At 32.1% G+C, this 17,807-nt stretch carries 17 protein-coding genes; 12 read left to right on the top strand and 5 right to left on the bottom strand.

Features of this window, described 5'->3' with window-relative positions; translation table 11 throughout:
- Window positions 1-153: 153 nt before the first annotated feature.
- The 3 genes from DKT72_RS11990 to nadB all read left to right on the top strand — a co-directional run bounded on the left by DKT72_RS11990 (window position 154) and on the right by nadB (window position 4,704).
- Window positions 154-1,959 (top strand): hypothetical protein, encoded by a 1,806-nt coding sequence (locus DKT72_RS11990; RefSeq protein ID WP_111308980.1) that lies wholly within the window; start codon window positions 154-156, stop codon window positions 1,957-1,959.
- A gap of 242 nt (window positions 1,960-2,201) precedes the next feature.
- The gene (nadA, locus tag DKT72_RS11995) at window positions 2,202-3,128 is read left to right on the top strand and encodes a quinolinate synthase NadA (RefSeq protein WP_111308981.1); all 927 of its coding nucleotides are present in this window, start codon (window positions 2,202-2,204) and stop codon (window positions 3,126-3,128) included.
- A 1-nt stretch (window position 3,129) separates the two neighbouring features.
- Window positions 3,130-4,704, top strand: coding sequence for an L-aspartate oxidase (nadB, locus tag DKT72_RS12000; RefSeq protein WP_111308982.1), 1,575 nt, complete (start codon window positions 3,130-3,132; stop codon window positions 4,702-4,704).
- Window positions 4,705-5,029: 325 nt separating this feature from the next.
- Here the strand turns inward: nadB and DKT72_RS12005 are convergent, their stop codons facing one another.
- The gene (locus DKT72_RS12005) at window positions 5,030-5,362 is read right to left on the bottom strand and encodes a single-stranded DNA-binding protein (RefSeq protein ID WP_111308983.1); all 333 of its coding nucleotides are present in this window, start codon (window positions 5,360-5,362) and stop codon (window positions 5,030-5,032) included.
- 525 nt (window positions 5,363-5,887) lie between these two features.
- Complete coding sequence (locus DKT72_RS12010; RefSeq protein ID WP_111308984.1) at window positions 5,888-6,541, bottom strand: DUF3800 domain-containing protein; 654 nt, start codon at window positions 6,539-6,541, stop codon at window positions 5,888-5,890.
- A 431-nt stretch (window positions 6,542-6,972) separates the two neighbouring features.
- Between DKT72_RS12010 and DKT72_RS12015 the strand changes: the two genes are divergently transcribed.
- The gene (locus DKT72_RS12015) at window positions 6,973-7,323 is read left to right on the top strand and encodes a hypothetical protein (RefSeq protein WP_111308985.1); all 351 of its coding nucleotides are present in this window, start codon (window positions 6,973-6,975) and stop codon (window positions 7,321-7,323) included.
- A gap of 1 nt (window position 7,324) precedes the next feature.
- On the opposite strand, the gene DKT72_RS12020 is transcribed toward DKT72_RS12015, so the two are convergent.
- Window positions 7,325-7,792 (bottom strand): CBS domain-containing protein, encoded by a 468-nt coding sequence (locus DKT72_RS12020; protein WP_111308986.1) that lies wholly within the window; start codon window positions 7,790-7,792, stop codon window positions 7,325-7,327.
- Window positions 7,793-8,070: 278 nt separating this feature from the next.
- On the opposite strand from DKT72_RS12020, the gene DKT72_RS12025 reads away from it, so the two are divergent.
- Window positions 8,071-8,784, top strand: a complete 714-nt coding sequence (locus DKT72_RS12025) for a hypothetical protein (protein ID WP_111308987.1) — start codon at window positions 8,071-8,073, stop codon at window positions 8,782-8,784.
- A 57-nt stretch (window positions 8,785-8,841) separates the two neighbouring features.
- Here the strand turns inward: DKT72_RS12025 and DKT72_RS12030 are convergent, their stop codons facing one another.
- Together DKT72_RS12030 and DKT72_RS12035 are read right to left on the bottom strand one after the other, a co-directional pair.
- The gene (locus tag DKT72_RS12030) at window positions 8,842-10,938 is read right to left on the bottom strand and encodes a M13 family metallopeptidase (protein ID WP_111309006.1); all 2,097 of its coding nucleotides are present in this window, start codon (window positions 10,936-10,938) and stop codon (window positions 8,842-8,844) included.
- A gap of 121 nt (window positions 10,939-11,059) precedes the next feature.
- The gene (locus tag DKT72_RS12035) at window positions 11,060-11,578 is read right to left on the bottom strand and encodes a hypothetical protein (protein ID WP_111308988.1); all 519 of its coding nucleotides are present in this window, start codon (window positions 11,576-11,578) and stop codon (window positions 11,060-11,062) included.
- Between the two features lie 107 nt (window positions 11,579-11,685).
- Between DKT72_RS12035 and DKT72_RS12040 the strand changes: the two genes are divergently transcribed.
- From DKT72_RS12040 to DKT72_RS12070, 7 genes are all read left to right on the top strand, one after another.
- Window positions 11,686-12,276, top strand: coding sequence for a HupE/UreJ family protein (locus tag DKT72_RS12040; RefSeq protein WP_111308989.1), 591 nt, complete (start codon window positions 11,686-11,688; stop codon window positions 12,274-12,276).
- Window positions 12,277-12,391: 115 nt separating this feature from the next.
- Window positions 12,392-12,823 carry a deoxycytidylate deaminase gene (locus DKT72_RS12045; protein ID WP_111308990.1) on the top strand — a complete coding sequence of 144 codons (432 nt, stop codon included), beginning with the start codon at window positions 12,392-12,394 and terminating at the stop codon, window positions 12,821-12,823.
- Window positions 12,823-14,412 (top strand): S41 family peptidase, encoded by a 1,590-nt coding sequence (locus DKT72_RS12050; protein ID WP_111308991.1) that lies wholly within the window; start codon window positions 12,823-12,825, stop codon window positions 14,410-14,412. The genes DKT72_RS12045 and DKT72_RS12050 overlap by 1 nt, the downstream gene beginning before the upstream one ends.
- A 242-nt stretch (window positions 14,413-14,654) precedes the next feature.
- Window positions 14,655-16,136, top strand: coding sequence for a hypothetical protein (locus tag DKT72_RS12055; protein WP_162623306.1), 1,482 nt, complete (start codon window positions 14,655-14,657; stop codon window positions 16,134-16,136).
- A 1-nt stretch (window position 16,137) separates the two neighbouring features.
- On the top strand, window positions 16,138-16,542 hold the full coding sequence (locus DKT72_RS12060; RefSeq protein ID WP_111308993.1) for a hypothetical protein: 405 nt from the start codon (window positions 16,138-16,140) through the stop codon (window positions 16,540-16,542).
- A gap of 103 nt (window positions 16,543-16,645) precedes the next feature.
- A complete protein-coding gene (locus DKT72_RS12065; protein ID WP_111308994.1) occupies window positions 16,646-17,047 on the top strand; it encodes a hypothetical protein in 402 nt (133 codons plus the stop codon).
- 309 nt (window positions 17,048-17,356) lie between these two features.
- Entirely contained in the window at window positions 17,357-17,779 is a 423-nt protein-coding gene (locus tag DKT72_RS12070; RefSeq protein WP_111308995.1) for a hypothetical protein, read from the top strand.
- The last annotated feature ends 28 nt before the right edge of the window (window positions 17,780-17,807 follow it).

Below are 17,807 nucleotides of genomic sequence, written 5' to 3' on the forward strand. Positions count from 1 at the left end.
AATAAGGTTTTAAAATCACGGTTTTATTTTAACCGATAATACAGCCAAAAAATTAAAAGGATTCAACCCTTTTTTGAATTATGATAAATGTCATATTCTGTAATGGTTCAGCAACATATCTTTACAAATTGTTTTAAAAAATAACCTAAACATATGAACAAATTGCACTCATTCCATATCCCAGTCATGGGTATTGGATACACCATAGACACTCCTTTAAAAGTCGCTCAATATGGCATAGATTCTGTGATTTCTTTAGTAGACGATATCTTGCTAGAGAAACTAAGAAAAATGTACAGCGAAACTTTTGAGGTTCCTTACAAAGAAATTACAGATAAGATGGATGATTTTAGGGCAAAAAGAATCACATCCTATTTGAATTTAATGCATGATTTAGTTGAAAAGAAATTCGAAACACTAAAACAAGTTAGTTCTGATAAGATTGATGCTGTTTATACCTATATAAATATGCTTCCAGAAAACTCAACGATTAAAGCTGATTTTAAAAGAATCACCTTAAATGGATATAATTTTACCGAAATAAAAAATTGGGTTAATAAAAATTTAAGAATAGGGAATATTGATGTTAACATCATGACCAAAGTTGATAAAGACAATTATATAAAAGATGAAAAATTACCTGTAGAATATAATGATGCCCATGCAGCACTAAGAGGTTTTGCTAATAGTAAATTAAATTCATCAGTGGTGTTGTCTGCAGGTTTAAATCCCAGACTTTATAGTTACATGGCTCAATTTGAAGATTTTTATCCGAATGAACATGGGGTTTTCAAGAAGAAAATTACTTTAAAAGTAAGTGATTATAGGTCGGCATTAATTCAAGGTAAATTTTTGGCTAAAAAAGGATTATGGGTTTCAGAATTTAGAATAGAGTCTGGACTTAATTGTGGTGGTCATGCTTTTGCGACAGATGGCTATCTTTTAGGGCCAGTTTTGGCAGAATTCAAGGAAAAAAGAAATGAACTAAAAGCTACGCTCCAAGAATTGGTAAGTCAAGAATTTTTGAATCAGGACCGTGTTTTTCCAAAAGATTTATCAATAAAAATATCCGCTCAAGGAGGTGTTGGCACCAATGAAGAGCATGAATTTTTAATAAACGAATATAACTTAGATTCTATTGGTTGGGGATCACCTTTTTTATTGGTTCCAGAGGCCACAACGGTTGATGATAAAACCTTGAGTAAATTGATGAACGCCAAAGAAGAAGATTTATATTTAAGTAATATTTCTCCTTTAGGGGTGGCTTTTAATAATTTGCGAAACAATACAAAAGATGTAGAAAGAGATGTTTTGATTAATAAAGGAAGGCCAGGAAGTTCATGTCCGAAAAAATTTGTGGAATTAAACAAAGAATTTAAAGACAAAGGTGTTTGTATTGCCTCTAGAGAGTATCAGTATTTAAAAATAAAAGAGCTAGACGCTAAAAATTTATCTTCAGAAGATTATCAGGCTGAATTCAATCAAATAACTGAAAAATCTTGTATTTGTGTAGGTTTAGGCACATCGGCTATGCTAACATACAATTTAGATACCAAAGTTGAAGGAGAAGGCGTATCCATTTGCCCTGGGCCTAATATGGCTTATTATTCTAAGATCATGAGTTTAAAAAATATCACTGACCATATATATGGAAGGGATAATATGATAACAAGAACAGATCGTCCTAATTTATTTATTAAAGAATTGAATATCTATATAGATTACTTAAAAGAGAAATCAGAAGCTTTTAAAGTGTCTTTAAATAAAAAAGACGAAAAATATTTGTTGGCATTTACTAGTAATCTTAATGAAGGGATTTTGTATTATAAGAATCTATTTTATAATATGAAGACTACTTTTCAACACAAAAAAGATGCTGTATTTATAGAATTGTTCAAATGTCAAAATACCTTAAAAGCCATTGTTTTAGAAATCGAGAATATGGCTGTTACGGCTTAAATAATTGAATTCTTTAAGGTGTAATTGGTGTTTATTTTGATTCCTTTCTTTTTTGTCAAATTATTAATCTTTCATACAATTTAAAGATTAATAATTTGACATTATAATAAATAGTATTCAATTAAATAGCTTTTTTTAAAGGAATCTCATTTCAATAAAATTTTAATTAAGATATTTGTAATACATAGCAGGATTATGTTGGCATAAGTTTTGTTTATTTATATATAAATACTTAGTTGAAAATGGATTTAGTAAAAGAAATAAAAAGATTAAAAAAGGAAAAAAATGCTGTTATTTTGGCACATTATTATCAAGTTGCCGAAATACAAGATATAGCGGATTATGTTGGAGATAGTTTAGGATTATCCCAAAAAGCAGCAGAAACGGATGCTGATATGATTGTGTTTGCAGGGGTACATTTTATGGCAGAAACTGCCAAGATATTAAACCCGACAAAAACAGTGGTATTGCCAGATTTAAAAGCAGGCTGTTCGCTGGCAGATTCTTGTCCGCCAGACTTGTTTGAAAAATTCACAAAAGCGCATCCAGACCATGTCGTTATTACGTATGTGAACTGTTCAGCAGAAATAAAGGCATTGAGTGATATTGTTTGCACATCTTCCAATGCTGTTAAAATTGTAGAGTCTGTTCCCAAAGACACCCCAATTATTTTTGCTCCAGATAAAAACCTGGGTAGATACATTATGAAGGTTACAGGAAGAGACATGCTGCTTTGGGATGGTAGTTGTATTGTCCACGAAGCCTTTTCAATTGATAAATTGATTGCCTTGCACAAAAAGCACCCCGATTATAAAATTATAGCGCACCCAGAATCAGAAGAACATATCTTAAACACAGCGACTTATATTGGGTCTACTTCTGGCATGATTAATTATGTGAAAACACATCCTACTGATAAGTTTATTGTGGCAACAGAAGCGGGCATTTTACACAAGATGCAGCAAGAAATGCCAGATACTGAATTGGTGCCTGCGCCAGCGGTTGAAGATAATACCTGTGCATGTAGCGAGTGCCATTTTATGAAAATGAATACGCTTCAAAAATTATACGATTGCTTACTAAATGAAAGTCCGCAGATTGAGGTGCCAGAACATATTAGAAAAAAAGCATTATTACCAATTGAACGTATGTTAGAACTATCTAAATAATATGATTTCAACAAACTATTTGGTTATAGGCTCTGGCATTGCAGGGTTGACCTTTGCTGTTAAAATTGCGGAAAAATTCCCTGAGAGGAAAGTTATCATCATTACTAAAGCTAATGAAGACGAGTCCAATACAAAATACGCTCAAGGAGGAGTTGCCATTGTTTTAGATGATAAAGATTCGTTTAAAAAACATGTTCAAGATACTTTAATTGCTGGTGACGGACTTTGTGATGAAGAGGTCGTGAAAATGGTTGTTAGGGATGGTCCAAAACGACTTGAAGAACTTTTGCTTTGGGGCGCCAATTTTGATACGGATGCTAGTGGTGAGTTTGATTTGGGTAAAGAAGGCGGGCATTCAGAATATAGAATAGTGCATCATAAAGATATTACTGGTTACGAAATTGAACGCGCTTTACTTAAAAAAGTCCATCAGTTAAAAAATGTTACGTTATGGTCACATCATTTTGGCATAGATTTAATAACGAAGCATCATATAAAAGATTCAAAAGCTAAAAATAATACCTGTTATGGAGCTTATGTTTTTGACCAAAAGAAAGGAACTATTTTTACCATTAAGGCAGACAGCACCTTATTGGCATCTGGTGGAATAGGTAGAGTGTACGGACACACGACAAATCCGGTTATTGCCACAGGTGATGGTGTTGCGATGGCTTACCGGGCTAAAGCTAAAATCATGGATATGGAATTTATACAGTTCCATCCAACGGCTTTATACGACGCCAGAGGCGATCAATCTTCTTTTTTAATTTCTGAAGCTGTCAGAGGTATGGGGGCTTATTTAAGGAATAAAAAAGGAGAGCGGTTCATGCTTGGGTATGATGAACGCGCCGAATTAGCTTCTAGGGATATTGTCTCCCAAAGTATAGATAGCGAGTTAAAGAAAACCGGGGATACACATGTGTTTTTAGATTGCACCCATTTAGATATGGAGGAATTTAAAAAGCATTTTCCAAACATTTACAACAAATGCAAACAAAACCATATTGATGTTGAAACAGATTGGATTCCAGTTGTTCCTGCGTCCCATTATTTATGTGGTGGTATAGACGTGGACATGGATGGTAAAACATCTATTAATAATTTATTTGCCTGTGGTGAATGCACCAGAACCGGTTTGCACGGTGCCAACAGGTTAGCTTCAAATTCGTTATTGGAAGCTTTGGTATATGCCCATAATATTTTTAAATATCATTCAAATCATACTTATGAGACAATGGACTTAAACATTCCGGAATGGGATGATGAAGGCACAAGTGTCCCAAGAGAGCATGTTATTATTCAGTACAACTTAAAACAATTACAAGCTTTAATGCGTGATTATGTTGGGATTGTGAGAAGCAATAGCCGTTTGGAAAAAGCTACCAAGCATTTAGAGTTAATTTATGCTGAGGTGGAGGAGTTTTATAAGCAGTCCAGAATTTCGGCGCCTTTATGCGAATTGAGAAACATGATTAATGTAGCGCATTTAATTATTAATCAATCTATTACCAGAAAAGAAAATAAAGGCGGTTTTTATAAACTTGATAATATAAAAGAAAATGAGACGAAAGCTTAATTTTTTGCTTCCGTTTCATTTGAATGTGATTGATAACATCCATTATTTAATAGGCTAAAAATTCTTATATTAATTATATAAACTCCAGGCGTAATTGTGTAATAGGGTTAATCTTCATTAAAGAGATCTTTACAAAGATTAATTAAAACCCTATTGAACGTAAAATCCCTTATTATGATTAGTATAGTTATTGGTATATTTTTAGGCGGTCTAGTTTTTACATTGTTAAAAATATTTTTTAGTGAAGAGCTAGGAATATAAATAATAATAGAAAAAGGGAGGCGTGTGTGCCTCCCTTTTTCTATTATTATTTATGGTTATATACTTATTTCCCCAACAGAAGGAGCTCATTACAAACTATTTCTGTAATATAGCGTTTTTCGCCTTCTTTAGTTTCGTAACTTCTTGAAGTTAGTTTTCCCTCGATGGCCACTTCTTTGCCTTTAGTGACATATTTTTCAATAATCTCTGCGGTTTTTCCCCAGGCCACTATGTTATGCCATTGGGTATCTGTTATTTTTTCACCTTTGTTATTTTTATAACTTTCATTCGTTGCTATGGTGAATCTGGCTAGCATTTTTCCTGATTCTAAATTGATGATTTCTGGATCATTTCCTAAGTTACCAATCAACTGTACTTTGTTTCTAATTGCGCTCATAATTTTAAATTTTTAATGTTAAACAGTTAATACTATCGATTCTGCCTGTCGGTAGCCAGGTTCTTATGTTTCGACAGGGCAAAGATGCAACTGCTTCCAAATATTATTCGGTTTATAAATATTTAAAATCGTTTGTAAATGTTTGTAGTCGTTTGTAAACGGATAAAATACCTTTATATAAGCATCTATATACAAAAAGGGACAAGAAGATATAATGATTTAATCTAGCCAGATTTGGCTATTTTTTTTGAGTGTTGAAGTCCTTTAATCCACGATTGAAATTCCACCGTTCAGAAAGACAGAGCGTGAGCATCTTGCCGAATTAATTCAAATTAAAGGTTGTTTTATCTCAATTAACGTGTCGCACTTTCCAATAGCTATGCTTCTGGAATACGGTCAAAACCGATGCTATTTTTTTTCTTTTGGCTTCTTTACGGAAGCTTTTAGAACGTCGTCCAAAGTGCCTTTAACTTTAAACGGTCTTTCTCGATTTTAATGCCTTTCGGATGTCTTCAGAAAGTACATTTAAAAAAACAACGTCTGGTTTTTTAATTTACTGGATAGTAATATATAAGGCTCAGCATTATTGTCTTCATAGTTTCCCCAAACAATATTATTTAACCAATCGGCCAAAACTAAATTTGTTACTTTTTTACTATCGGAAGGAATATCCACAATTTGAGTTTTGCTCCCCAACTCAAAGTACATGGTCGTTTTTAAATAATCAGACAAACTATTCCCTGATTTAATCTTAACACTTTTATTATCTCTAATAAGATTGATAAGAGAAAAAGAATCAATTTTATCTAACAAGCATAATCTCATCATATAATTATATAACAAGTTGCAATCTTCTCTTATATGCTCTTGAACCCTTTGTTTATTTACGGTAATGGAATTTATAGAAATATCCGGATTGTCAATAATTAGATTAATTATTTTTTTAGAAACGTCTTTTTTTATAGCGTTGCTTAATGAGCTTGCCTTTATTTCCACTTTGGGGTTAAAATTATACTTCTGATACGTTCTTTTAACAACCCTTTGAAGAAGGTGCTTTTTTTCTTTAGGACAAATTATAAACGCTATAGTCAAATACCTACTTGAACCGCCTTTGCGATAAGGTGCGGAAAAATTAAATCCTAAATCACCGCTTTCATCTAAATAAACGTTGTGAGACATATAGGCAAAAAAAAAGGCGGTCCCTAAAAGTGGTGTATTTAGAATACACTTATGATACTTATCACACTTAGCTTAGGATTTACCCACCAATTTACTGTACAAATGTACAGTAATTAGGTCGAACAAAAATCATAAACATTACAATATTTAATTATTTTCTTACAATAATAATACATTTTAACAAAATTTTAACAATTTATCAGTCTAATGTTTTAAAATATATTTGATGAAATGCATGCAGATTTTCAATGAAAGGTATATAATCTCGATATAGTCTTTTGTAACCCAAAGAACTTTCACTATCCCATAAAACGTCTCAAGTCTCTCTTTATATAACAAAAAATGTATGTTGCAATGGGCGGAATAGACATCTAAACACTCCTTAAAAAATTAAAATAAGTTTATAAACGGATATTTTTTATATTTATACTATGGCAAAACAATGTTTAGAATGTGGTGATTCCATTGTAGGCAGAATTGATAAAAAATTCTGCAGTGATGGCTGTAGAAATGCCTATAATAATAATGTGAATAAGGACAGTAAAAACCTGATTAGAAACACCAATAATAGATTAAGAAAAAATTATAGAATTTTAGAAGCTGAAAATCCAGACCAAAAAACAAAAATATCTAGAGCTAAACTAATAGAGAAAGGTTTCGATTTTAATTATTTCACAAGCATTTATACCACAAAAGCAGGAACGGTTTACTACTTTGTTTACGACCAAGGCTATTTGCCCATTGAAGGTGACTACTTTGCTTTGGTAAAACGAGAAAGCTAAATTATTTCCAATCGTGACCCTTTAATGCTAAGGCAGCTTTAAGAATATCTTTCTGGCTTATTTGGCCCACTAACTTGCCATTTTCAACAATTGGAAAACGGCGACGCTTAGACTCTAAAAATTTATTGGCAGCGTCAAAAATATTCATATTGCCATCAATCGTTTCCACATTTTTTATCATGCATGCTTCAACAGTATTGTTAGTCATAGGTAAATTATGATATCTACTATCACTTAATTGTTTTATGCAATCGCCTTCTGATATAATGCCAATTAATTCGTGTTTACTATTTACTACCGGGCCGCCAGAAATTCTATATTTAATAAGAGAATCTATAACGGTCTCTATTTTATCATCAGTTTTAAAAGTAATTAATTTAGTGCTCATATAATCACTAACCTTAAGTGGCATGTGTGTAGTAATCTTGTTTTGATTTTTCCTTGAGGCTAAAAAACTTTTAATTCCCATAATGTTAACATTTTAAGATTACTAAATGTAATTAATTTTTTTCATTTTTCCTATAATCCTATTTTTAATAATTAAAAAGCAGTAAACTTTATATATTTCTATAATTATTAACAGGATTTTTTATAATGCATTAAATATTTAAGATTTATCAAAAAGGCTTGGTAAATCTGCCTTTGTTTCAATATTTAAATGATTATTAAAATAATTAAGTAAGTTTTAAGATATTAAATGTTAAAATTTTATAGATTTAACCCGTTAAATAAATTAAAAACATAAAAATGAAACAATTACTACTGTTGGTTTTATTGATTAGCGGAATTCAATTAGGTGCGCAGAGCAATTCTGAATTAATAAAACATTTCGAAGCTTATAGCAAGCAAATGAGAGCGCAAGGCGATGTACAAGGTATTATTGAAGGGATGACACATTTAAATGTGCTTTCACCATCTATAGCCAGAACAGATACGCTCGCTTATATTTATATGACGGAAGGTAAATATGTGCAAGCTTTAAATACTATTGGTGTAGACAAAAAAGTAGATGATTCTGATATAGCTGTTCAAGTAAAGGCCATTTCATTAAAAGCTGTTAACCAACCAGAATTGGCTCTTGTGCAGTTTGAAGAACTTTTTAAACGCGAACCTAATGCATCTGTAGCTTATGAGCTAGCAGAACTTTGTTTACAATTAAAAAAGTTGGATGAAGCAGAGAAGCATATCAATTACGGATTGGCAAATTCTAAAGACGATATGAAACATACGTATTATGAACAACAAAATCCATATCAAGTAAAATTAAAAAGCGGTTTTATGTATTTGAATGCACTGTTGGTTTATAATAGAGATACCACAGCAAATATTGATGCTGCTGTAGATATATTGGATGCAGCTTTAAAAGCGTCGCCTAATTTTAACTTAACACAGTTAAGTAAAAATGAATTATTGAGACAAAAACAAGTATTGCAATCCCAACAAACACAACCTAAGCAATAATATAACTGTTATATTAAAAAAAAAAGGGCTTTTCTAATTCAAGAAAAGCCCTTTTTTTTACCAAATTTTAACCCTTTCTTCGGGTGCTAAATACATACTATTGTTTTCTTTAATTTTGAATGCATCATAAAACGCATTTATATTAAGTAGAGGTTGAACGGCTCTTTGCATGCCAGGAGAATGCGGATCTGTTTTAATTTGATTTTTCAGAGCATCTTCTCTAATTTTTGTTCTCCAAACAGTTGCCCAAGACATGAAAAAACGTTGTTCTGGAGTAAACCCATCAATGTTTTCAGGCCTACCGTTTTCTTTAAAACTTAACTGCATGGCGTCGTAAGCAGCGTTAACCCCACCTAAGTCACCAATGTTTTCACCAAGCGTAAAAGCACCGTTAATTCGAGTGTCTGGTAAAACTTCAATGCTACTATATTGGTCAGCGAGTTTTTTTCCTAATACTTCAAATTGTTTTAAATCTTCATCAGTCCACCAATTATTTAAGTTTCCATTTTTATCGTATCTAGAACCAGAATCATCAAAACAATGGGAGATTTCATGACCAATTACGGCACCCATACCTCCATAATTAACGGCATCATCTGCTTTAAAATTATAGAAAGGCGGTTGTAAAATACCAGCAGGAAAAACAATTTCGTTGAATGGTGGGTTAAAGTAAGCATTCACAATCTGTGGAGCCATTCCCCATCTTGTTTTGTCAACGGGATTTCCTAAATCTTCTAAATTCTTATTGTGATTCCATGTATTTGCATTGAACATGTTTTCTAAATAAGAGCCTCCTTCGGCCACTCCATCAATTTTTAAATCTGAATAGTCTCTCCATTTGTCTGGATAGGCAATTTTAACTTTTAGGGCTAATAGCTTTTCTATAGCTTTTTGTTTTGTTTCATCTGTCATCCAATCTAAAGTTTTAATCCTATTTTCAAAAGCTTTGATGACATTGGAAATCATTTTTTCTGCTTTTTCTTTAGCTTCAGGGGGAAACATTTCATCGACATACAACTTTCCTAAAGCTTCTCCCACCGTTCCGTTAAGGGTTTGTAAGGCTCTTTCATCTAAAGGACGTTGTTTTTTGGCTCCAGTTAAGGTTTTGCCATAAAATTCCCAATTGGCTTTTTCGATATCCGTACTAAGCATACCAGATGCTCTGTTAAAGGTAGACCAGCGTAAGTAGGCTTTCCAATCAGATACCTTGTTTTCAGCAAGAATATCTTGTAAAGCATTCATGTATTTCACTTCTGTAACAATGATTGTGTCTATTTTTTTAACGCCAATACCTTCAAAATAAGTTTTCCAATTAATAGCCGGTACCATGTTTTGTAATTCTTCAATAGATTTTGGATTGTAGCGTTTGCGAGCATCACGTCTTTCTACTTTGTCCATTCTTGGTTCAGCCAAACGCGTTTCAAAAGCAAGAACCTGTTTGGCTTGAGTATTGGCTTCGGTTTCAGAATACCCTAAAAGTTGCAGCATTTTTGTAATATGTGAGACATATGCAGCTCTTTTTTCTTTGGAATCCATATCGTCTTTTACATAATAATCTCTATCTGGAAGACCTAGTCTGCCAGCTCCTAAAAAAGCAGAGTTTATATTGCTGTTTTTTGGATCGGCACCTACACTAAAACCAAAAAAGCCAGCACCGCCCTTAGGTTCCATTTCAATAAGGTGATTTTGTAGATCTTGTATGTTTTTAATGGCATCTATTTTAGCTAAGTATGGTTTTATAGGCTCTATCCCTTTTTTTTCTCTACTTATGGTGTCCATAATAGTTTGAAAAAGTTTTACGGCTTTTTCTTGATCGGATCCAGGAATTACTTGAATTTTTTTTAAATCCTTGTTATCTGACATAGCCGCTTTTAAGATGTTAAGCGCATCATCGTCCGTTTTTTTTCTTAACTCGTTAAAACTACCCCATCTGGTTTGGTCATCGGGTATTTCAGTGTTTTCTAACCATTTGCCATTTACGTATTTAAAAAAGTCGTCTGCTGGATTAATGGAATTGTCCATAAGCTCAAGATTAATTCCAGACACTTCTTCAACTTGAGCAGTTTCTTTTTTTTGTTCTTTTTTACATGAAGCAACCAGTAATAAAAGAAGGAATATACTTGGCTTAGAAAATTTTTTTAAGTTTTTTTTCATTTTTTTTGAATTAGTCATAATTTATCTGGACAATTTACCATTATAACTAATTTTGGTAAATAGGTTTATGAAAAAGTTAACAAAAAATGAAATGGAATTTAATTACGGATAAGTAATGTTTTTAAGGCTTTTCAATATTGCGAGCATCATTTTCTATTTTTTTATTCAATTGAAAATTTAAATTAGAAAATGATACCAAAAGTTCTTCTAACGTATTTAAAAGGTCTCCCTTTTTGGTGGTTGACAGGTTTGATAAACTTTCTGTTTTGTAAAGCTTGGTTTCTAAAACAGTGATTCTAGCCAAAATAGCAGGCTTGTTTATGGTATCGGGAATGGTTTCTCTAATATCGGTTAGCAAGGTTTTTAGGTTTTTTTTAGCATCCGTTTTAAAATAAGATAAATCCCCTTTTTTTACACTTTCAATAATATCGTTTAGTTGATTGAATTCTTGCCATGAACCAACAATGGGCTTTACCCTATCATCAATGGAAAAATCTAAATATTTTAATTTGGACATATCTTTTTCGGTAATAGTTTGACTCTTTTTGGCAACATCACTATTTTCCGTATCCGTTTGAGTTGTTTTTTTACAAGACAAGCACATTAATAATATACAAGCGCTTAAAAACTTTATGGTCATTTTATATATTTTGAAAACCTACTTAGCAAATATATGTCAATTGTTTATTTTTTATATCATTTCAAATAATTGTATATATTTGAACCCATCCCTAAAATCTAATTAAAATGCTTGAAAATATCTGGTTCAACATACAATACGGCATTAATCATGTTCTTGATATTAACGCCTACGATCATGTTTTATTTCTAATAGCTCTAAGTGTTCCCTATGTCTTTAAAGATTGGAAACGGGTATTGCTTTTAGTATCCATGTTTACCTTAGGTCATACCTTGTCTTTAGTCCTTGCTGTTTACGATATTGTTAGAATCAAAGTGTCTTTAGTTGAGTTTCTAATTCCCATAACGATTTTAATTGTTGCCATTTTTAATGTATTTACAGCCGGCAAAGGACCGCAAAAAGGGAATGTAGGGGTGTTATTTATTTCAACTTTATTTTTTGGTTTAATCCATGGGTTAGGTTTTGCAAGAGAATTTAAAATTATGTTGGGCGATACCGATAATAAGTTGGTTTTATTAGTAGAATTTGCTTTGGGAATAGAAATCGCTCAAATTATTATTGTATTCATAGTTTTGTTTTTAGGCTATTTGGTACAAACACTCTTTAGGTTCTCTAAACGCGATTGGGTTATGGTTATTTCGGCCGTAGTTGTCGGCCTTGTGATACCAATGATACTTAAAAGTGATTATTTACTCTAAAAAGAAACCAATCATTGCAAACTTTGGTAAAACTTTAACGAACTTGCATTGTAATTAAAATACCAACCCTTTATATTCGTTATACCATTTTAATAGGTTATACACAAGTTCAATAATGTCAGAAATCAAACAATTAAAATACGATAAAGCCTATTTAAGAATTGCACAAGAGTGGGGCAAACTATCTTATTGTAAACGGAGACAAGTAGGTGCCCTTATTGTTAAAGACCGAATGATTATTTCAGACGGATATAATGGTACACCATCTGGGTTTGAGAATTTTTGTGAAGATGAAGAAGGTTATACCAAGTGGTATGTATTGCATGCAGAAGCAAACGCTATTTTAAAGGTGGCTGCTTCTACACAATCCTGCAAAGGCGCAACGCTTTATATTACCATGTCGCCATGTAAAGAGTGTAGTAAACTTATTCACCAAGCAGGAATAGTGAAAGTAGTTTACAATCAAGCTTATAAAGATGATTCAGGTTTAAAGTTTTTAGAGAAAGCAGGAATAAAACTTAAATTAATAGAATACTTAACCCCATAATGCAGTTTCAAAAAAAATATTTGCCCCTTATTTTAGGCGTTGCCATTGCAGCAGGCATTTATATTGGAGGAAAGTTGAATTTTATGGATTCTTCAGATAGATTGTTTTCTAAAAACAGCAAGAAGGATAAAATTAATAGGCTGATAGATTATATAGATTACGATTATGTCGATGAGGTAAACACCGATAGTATTGTAGATGTTACGGTTAATGGCATTTTAGACAATCTTGATCCGCATTCGGTATACATTCCAAAAGAAGATATGGAACGTGTTACCGAAAACATGAAAGGTGATTTTGTTGGTATTGGCGTTAGTTTTTATAAGTATAGAGATACTATTGCGGTTATAAGATCTATTGAAAATGGGCCAAGTGAAAGGGCCGGTATTAAAGGAGGTGATAGAATTGTTATGGCAGACAATGATTCCCTTACTGGTAAACGATTACAAGACACAGAAATTTTAGAGAAACTTAAAGGGGAAGTTAATTCCAAAGTAAATCTTAAAGTTTATAGAAAGGGCGAACCAAAACTTTTAAACTTCACGGTGAAACGTTCCAATATTCCTATAAAAAGTGTAGATGCTGCTTATATGCTTACAAATAAGCTGGGGTATATTAAAGTAAACAGGTTTGCCGAAACAACCTATAGGGAATTTAAAACAGCTTTAGATAAGCTTATAGCTTATGGTGCCACAGAAATTGCTTTAGATTTAAGAGACAATCCAGGGGGATTTCTTGGAATAGCAGAACAAATGGTAGACGAATTTTTAGAAGAAGATAAACTTATCTTATTCACCAAAAATAAACGTGGAAACATTGAGAAAGCTTTTGCAACCGACAAAGGAGATTTTGAATATGGTAAAGTTTATGTGCTTATAAATGAAAATTCAGCGTCCGCAAGCGAAATAGTTGCAGGAGCTCTTCAAGATAACGATAAGGGTGTTATTGTTGGTCGCCGTTCTTATGGTAAAGGCCTTGTACAGCGTGAAATGGATTTAGGTGATGGCAGTGCCGTGCGTTTAACCGTATCTCGCTATTATACACCAACAGGGCGTTCTATTCAAAGACCTTATAAAAAAGGACACAAAGATTATTACGATGACTATTTTGATAGATTACAAAGTGGTGAATTGCTGGATGCAGAGAAAATAAAAGTGCACGATTCTTTAAAGTTTAAAACACCGGCGGGAAAAATTGTGTATGGCGGTGGCGGAATCATACCAGATGTCTTTGTGCCAATTGATAATAGTATGCAAAATGAAACCTTATCATATATACTACATCGAGGCTATATAGGGAACTTTGTGTTTGAAATGTTAGATAAAGATAGAAGAGCTTATGAGGGCATGCCCAAACAAGACTTTATAGATAATTTTGAAGTTACCGACGATATGGTTTTAAAATTTCAAGAGTATTTAAATGTTAGAACTGGCTCTAGAATTACATTTGTGGCTTATCATGATGAGGTAAAACAATATATTAAAGCCATTATTGCTGATCAACTTTATAGTGAAGGGACTTTTAATGAAATTATCAATCAAAAGGATATTATGATTGATGAGGTTATTAAGTTGAGTGAGGGGGAGTAGTTTCTTCATTTTGAGAGGAAGCCAAAATCTTTTAAATCTTAAGAAGCAGCAGATAGAACCCCCCATTTTTTTTTACGGTTTTTCCACAACCATAATTCTGCTTTTTTGATGAATTACATAAATTGAGACAATTTTTGTGTAAGAAAATAAAATATTGTTTTTAAGTTTACGGTATAGCAATTCCCTCTCTAATATTACTAATAGCATGAATTTATTTAATCACTAACCAATAATTTATGCTCATGAAATTTTACTTAAAAAACACCATCAAGTTAGGCATCCTCATTTTTGTGATATCATTGTTATTCTGGAATTGCGAAAAAGAAACTGTCCTTCCGGAAGAAATTAACCAAGTTGAAGACCAAGACTCAACCTTTAGCCTCAAACATTACTCAAGGGAGCATATTAAAAAAAACACCAAACTCGTTTCGAAGCTAAAAGAGTTCAATGACAAGCTAGCCAAAAACAAATCGGCCAAATACTCTGGAAAAAATATTTACAATGAAAAATATGATTTCACCATATATACCGATTCGGCCACATATATAAAACATGGTGATTACCATTCGTACACATTTCCCATATTACAGGGAGCCGATGAGAAAATAACAAATGTGTTGTTTGAACTAAATGACCAAGGGGAATACGATGCCTTTTTGGTAAATTACGATTATTCTGCAAACGAATTAAAAAACAAAGATTTTAATTCTTTATCAATGAAGACCTCTATGAAACCCATCGATTTGGATTTCAACTCCCTGTTTGCAAGAACAATGTCTGCTTATATCTGCATCTACTCTTATGAGTATATTAGTGATGGTGAATTAAGAGGAGCCGGCAATGAAGTTTATGAATGGGTGTTAACCGCTTCATATTGCGAAAACGTTTATTATGAAGTGAATGACAGTAAAGTTTACAGCAATGGGGGTAACAACGCTACCGTAACCGTTAGTGGAACAACACCTCGAGGTTCTGGCTCTACAACTTCGCCAACCCCTTCGCCGTCACCTTTTGATGCCGAGGAACTCATGGAGATTAGTGTCGTAAAAAGTGAACTTGGCCTAAACCTTCCTGAACGCTTGTGGATAGACAAATGGGCAAATGGGCACATTGCTTTTAAAATTTATAATTTTTGTACAGCTGAAATGTGGTCTCAGGAGGCGAAAGCATTTGGTAATGAAATCGTTGATTCTGGAGTAGACAACACTTTAGTTACTGCTTTTCCTTTTGTAAAATATCCGCCAAATAGTAATTATGCAATCCAATATCCTAAACTTACAGAATATTTAAAGATTCAGTTGCCAACTATTAAAAATAATCAATTTATAATTAATAAAATAGTTCAATATGGTGACTTAGGCCAGTCTGAAGTAAAAAAACATTTAGAATGGGGAAATGGCCCAATAATTGAAGTTGTACAATTAAACAATTTTTGTACTGGATGTGATTCTGACACATATGGTTTGTTTAAAGGAAATAATCCTAATACCCTTTACATTGATTTGGATTTGGTAAACGATTTAGAAAATTCAACTACCGGATCTCAGCTTGCAAATTCTTTTGCCTTTTTGATAGGCGTTACCATTCTGCATGAATATGTGCATTACAGTGAATATACTGACGGAGCTTGGAATAACCCAGAATCTGGTATACTATTTGAAAATGATGTTTATGGCCAATCAGTTTGGAGAGAGAATGCTAACATAATTTTAAAAAATAATTAACATGAAAAACATTATTTACCTAACATTTTTTTTATTAGGTGCATACGTTCAAGGGCAAGAATGTGAGCTCCAATCCGAAATTATCAAAATAATATTAAATGATAAATCATTAAATACATTTTTTAAGAATAAAAATGTGATAATTATTGGAAACAGTTTATGCAAGGACGAGATTTTGAAAACACAAATAGACCGCAAAGATGTTACAGTTAAATTAACAAATGGAAAAACGGACATAGATCAATCAATATCTTTCTTGGAATATGAAACAACCGGCAAAATAATTTTTGCTGAACTATCTCTTTATAATAAAAATGTAGTTCACACAATTGTCTTAAAGAAACTACTCAATGACAAAATTACACTTGTCAATCAATGGACTACTTTTATTAAGTCAAAAAGTTGAATTTTTTACCTGAAGAAAATCTGTTATTTGAGAATGATGTTTACGGAAAAAGTGTTTGGATTAGTAATGCCGAAACCATTTTACAAAAAATAAATTAGAACTCATGAGATATTTTTGTATAATATTTTTAGGAATTTGGATTCATTCCTGCAATGCTCAGGAAAAATCAAATGACACTTTATCTATAATAAAAGAAGTTTTAAAGCATCGAGAAGTGAAAAAATTTCTGCATTCAAATATTAAAGGTAGAGATACGCTTATTGTTGTAAAAAATAATTTCATAAAAGAAGAATTTGAAATAAAGAATTATGATATTTATGTCAAAACAAGCATTGAATCACATATAAAAAATCAAAATTATCTTGAAATAAAACAGTTTGAAATTGATGGAAAATATGCAAAATTGGCTCTTTTTTACAAGTTAGAAAACATTGAAATACTCTCTACCTTGTATAAAGATACAAATGGATGGAAAATTGAAGATATTAGTGTTATCGAATTTTAGGACTTTCATTTGAAATGGTTGTTTACAGGGTAGACTGTATGGGTAAATAACGTTATTATTAAAGTTGTACAATGAATACATTTTTGTTTACCCCGCCCGCTCCTCAAAGTCGGGAGACTTTGAGGAACATTAAAAAGCGAGCAGCAAAATAATAATAAGTAAAAAAATAAAGAGTTATAAAAAAGAAATAATATAGAGTTAAAGAATATTATGGCACAAAGTCGGGAGACTTTGCCAGCGGGGTTGTGAATAAATAACTTAGATGTAAAATTGATATTACAATTCTTTTTTATTCTTAACATTAGTCCTATGGAAAACATAAAATTTGAAAATTTTATTGGTAAAGATATTTCAGTTGTAAATTACTCATTATCTAAGGATTCTGATAATAAAATTTTCGGAAGTAATGTTTATTATACTCTGACAGAAAATAATAAATATTTTTATAGTATGCCTTATAATATTATTATAATTGTTACAAATGAAGAAGGCTTAATACAAGAAGTAACGATTCATTTTCAGGAAGTAATAAATAAGAATTTTTTCGAATTGTTTACAAGTAACTATGGGAATCCAGATATGATACAAGTTGTCAATGAAATTAGTTTAGGTAATGAAGTTCTATCTGAAAGTGATACCTTTTCACAAACTTTAAGAAAAGGTTTTATTGAAACCAAAGAAGGTGAATTTGAATGTAAGCTTCCCTTAAAACCGAACTGTTTAAAAGTGTAAAAATAATATTAACTTTAAACAGTAATTA

Origin of the sequence: Confluentibacter sediminis, assembly GCF_003258355.1 — a bacterium.
GTDB classification, from domain to species: Bacteria; Bacteroidota; Bacteroidia; order Flavobacteriales; family Flavobacteriaceae; genus Confluentibacter; species Confluentibacter sediminis.

Coding starts and splice junctions, on each gene's coding strand:
- DKT72_RS12005 (WP_111308983.1), bottom strand. CDS start 5,362: ATGAGCGCAATTAGAAACAAAGTACAGTTGATTGGTAACTTAGGAAAT.
- DKT72_RS12010 (WP_111308984.1), bottom strand. CDS start 6,541: ATGTCTCACAACGTTTATTTAGATGAAAGCGGTGATTTAGGATTTAAT.
- DKT72_RS12040 (WP_111308989.1), top strand. CDS start 11,686: ATGCTTGAAAATATCTGGTTCAACATACAATACGGCATTAATCATGTT.
- DKT72_RS12045 (WP_111308990.1), top strand. CDS start 12,392: ATGTCAGAAATCAAACAATTAAAATACGATAAAGCCTATTTAAGAATT.
- DKT72_RS12025 (WP_111308987.1), top strand. CDS start 8,071: ATGAAACAATTACTACTGTTGGTTTTATTGATTAGCGGAATTCAATTA.
- DKT72_RS12050 (WP_111308991.1), top strand. CDS start 12,823: ATGCAGTTTCAAAAAAAATATTTGCCCCTTATTTTAGGCGTTGCCATT.
- nadB (WP_111308982.1), top strand. CDS start 3,130: ATGATTTCAACAAACTATTTGGTTATAGGCTCTGGCATTGCAGGGTTG.
- DKT72_RS12055 (WP_162623306.1), top strand. CDS start 14,655: ATGAAATTTTACTTAAAAAACACCATCAAGTTAGGCATCCTCATTTTT.
- DKT72_RS12065 (WP_111308994.1), top strand. CDS start 16,646: ATGAGATATTTTTGTATAATATTTTTAGGAATTTGGATTCATTCCTGC.
- DKT72_RS12035 (WP_111308988.1), bottom strand. CDS start 11,578: ATGACCATAAAGTTTTTAAGCGCTTGTATATTATTAATGTGCTTGTCT.
- DKT72_RS12020 (WP_111308986.1), bottom strand. CDS start 7,792: ATGGGAATTAAAAGTTTTTTAGCCTCAAGGAAAAATCAAAACAAGATT.
- DKT72_RS12015 (WP_111308985.1), top strand. CDS start 6,973: ATGGCAAAACAATGTTTAGAATGTGGTGATTCCATTGTAGGCAGAATT.
- nadA (WP_111308981.1), top strand. CDS start 2,202: ATGGATTTAGTAAAAGAAATAAAAAGATTAAAAAAGGAAAAAAATGCT.
- DKT72_RS12070 (WP_111308995.1), top strand. CDS start 17,357: ATGGAAAACATAAAATTTGAAAATTTTATTGGTAAAGATATTTCAGTT.
- DKT72_RS12060 (WP_111308993.1), top strand. CDS start 16,138: ATGAAAAACATTATTTACCTAACATTTTTTTTATTAGGTGCATACGTT.
- DKT72_RS12030 (WP_111309006.1), bottom strand. CDS start 10,938: ATGAAAAAAAACTTAAAAAAATTTTCTAAGCCAAGTATATTCCTTCTT.
- DKT72_RS11990 (WP_111308980.1), top strand. CDS start 154: ATGAACAAATTGCACTCATTCCATATCCCAGTCATGGGTATTGGATAC.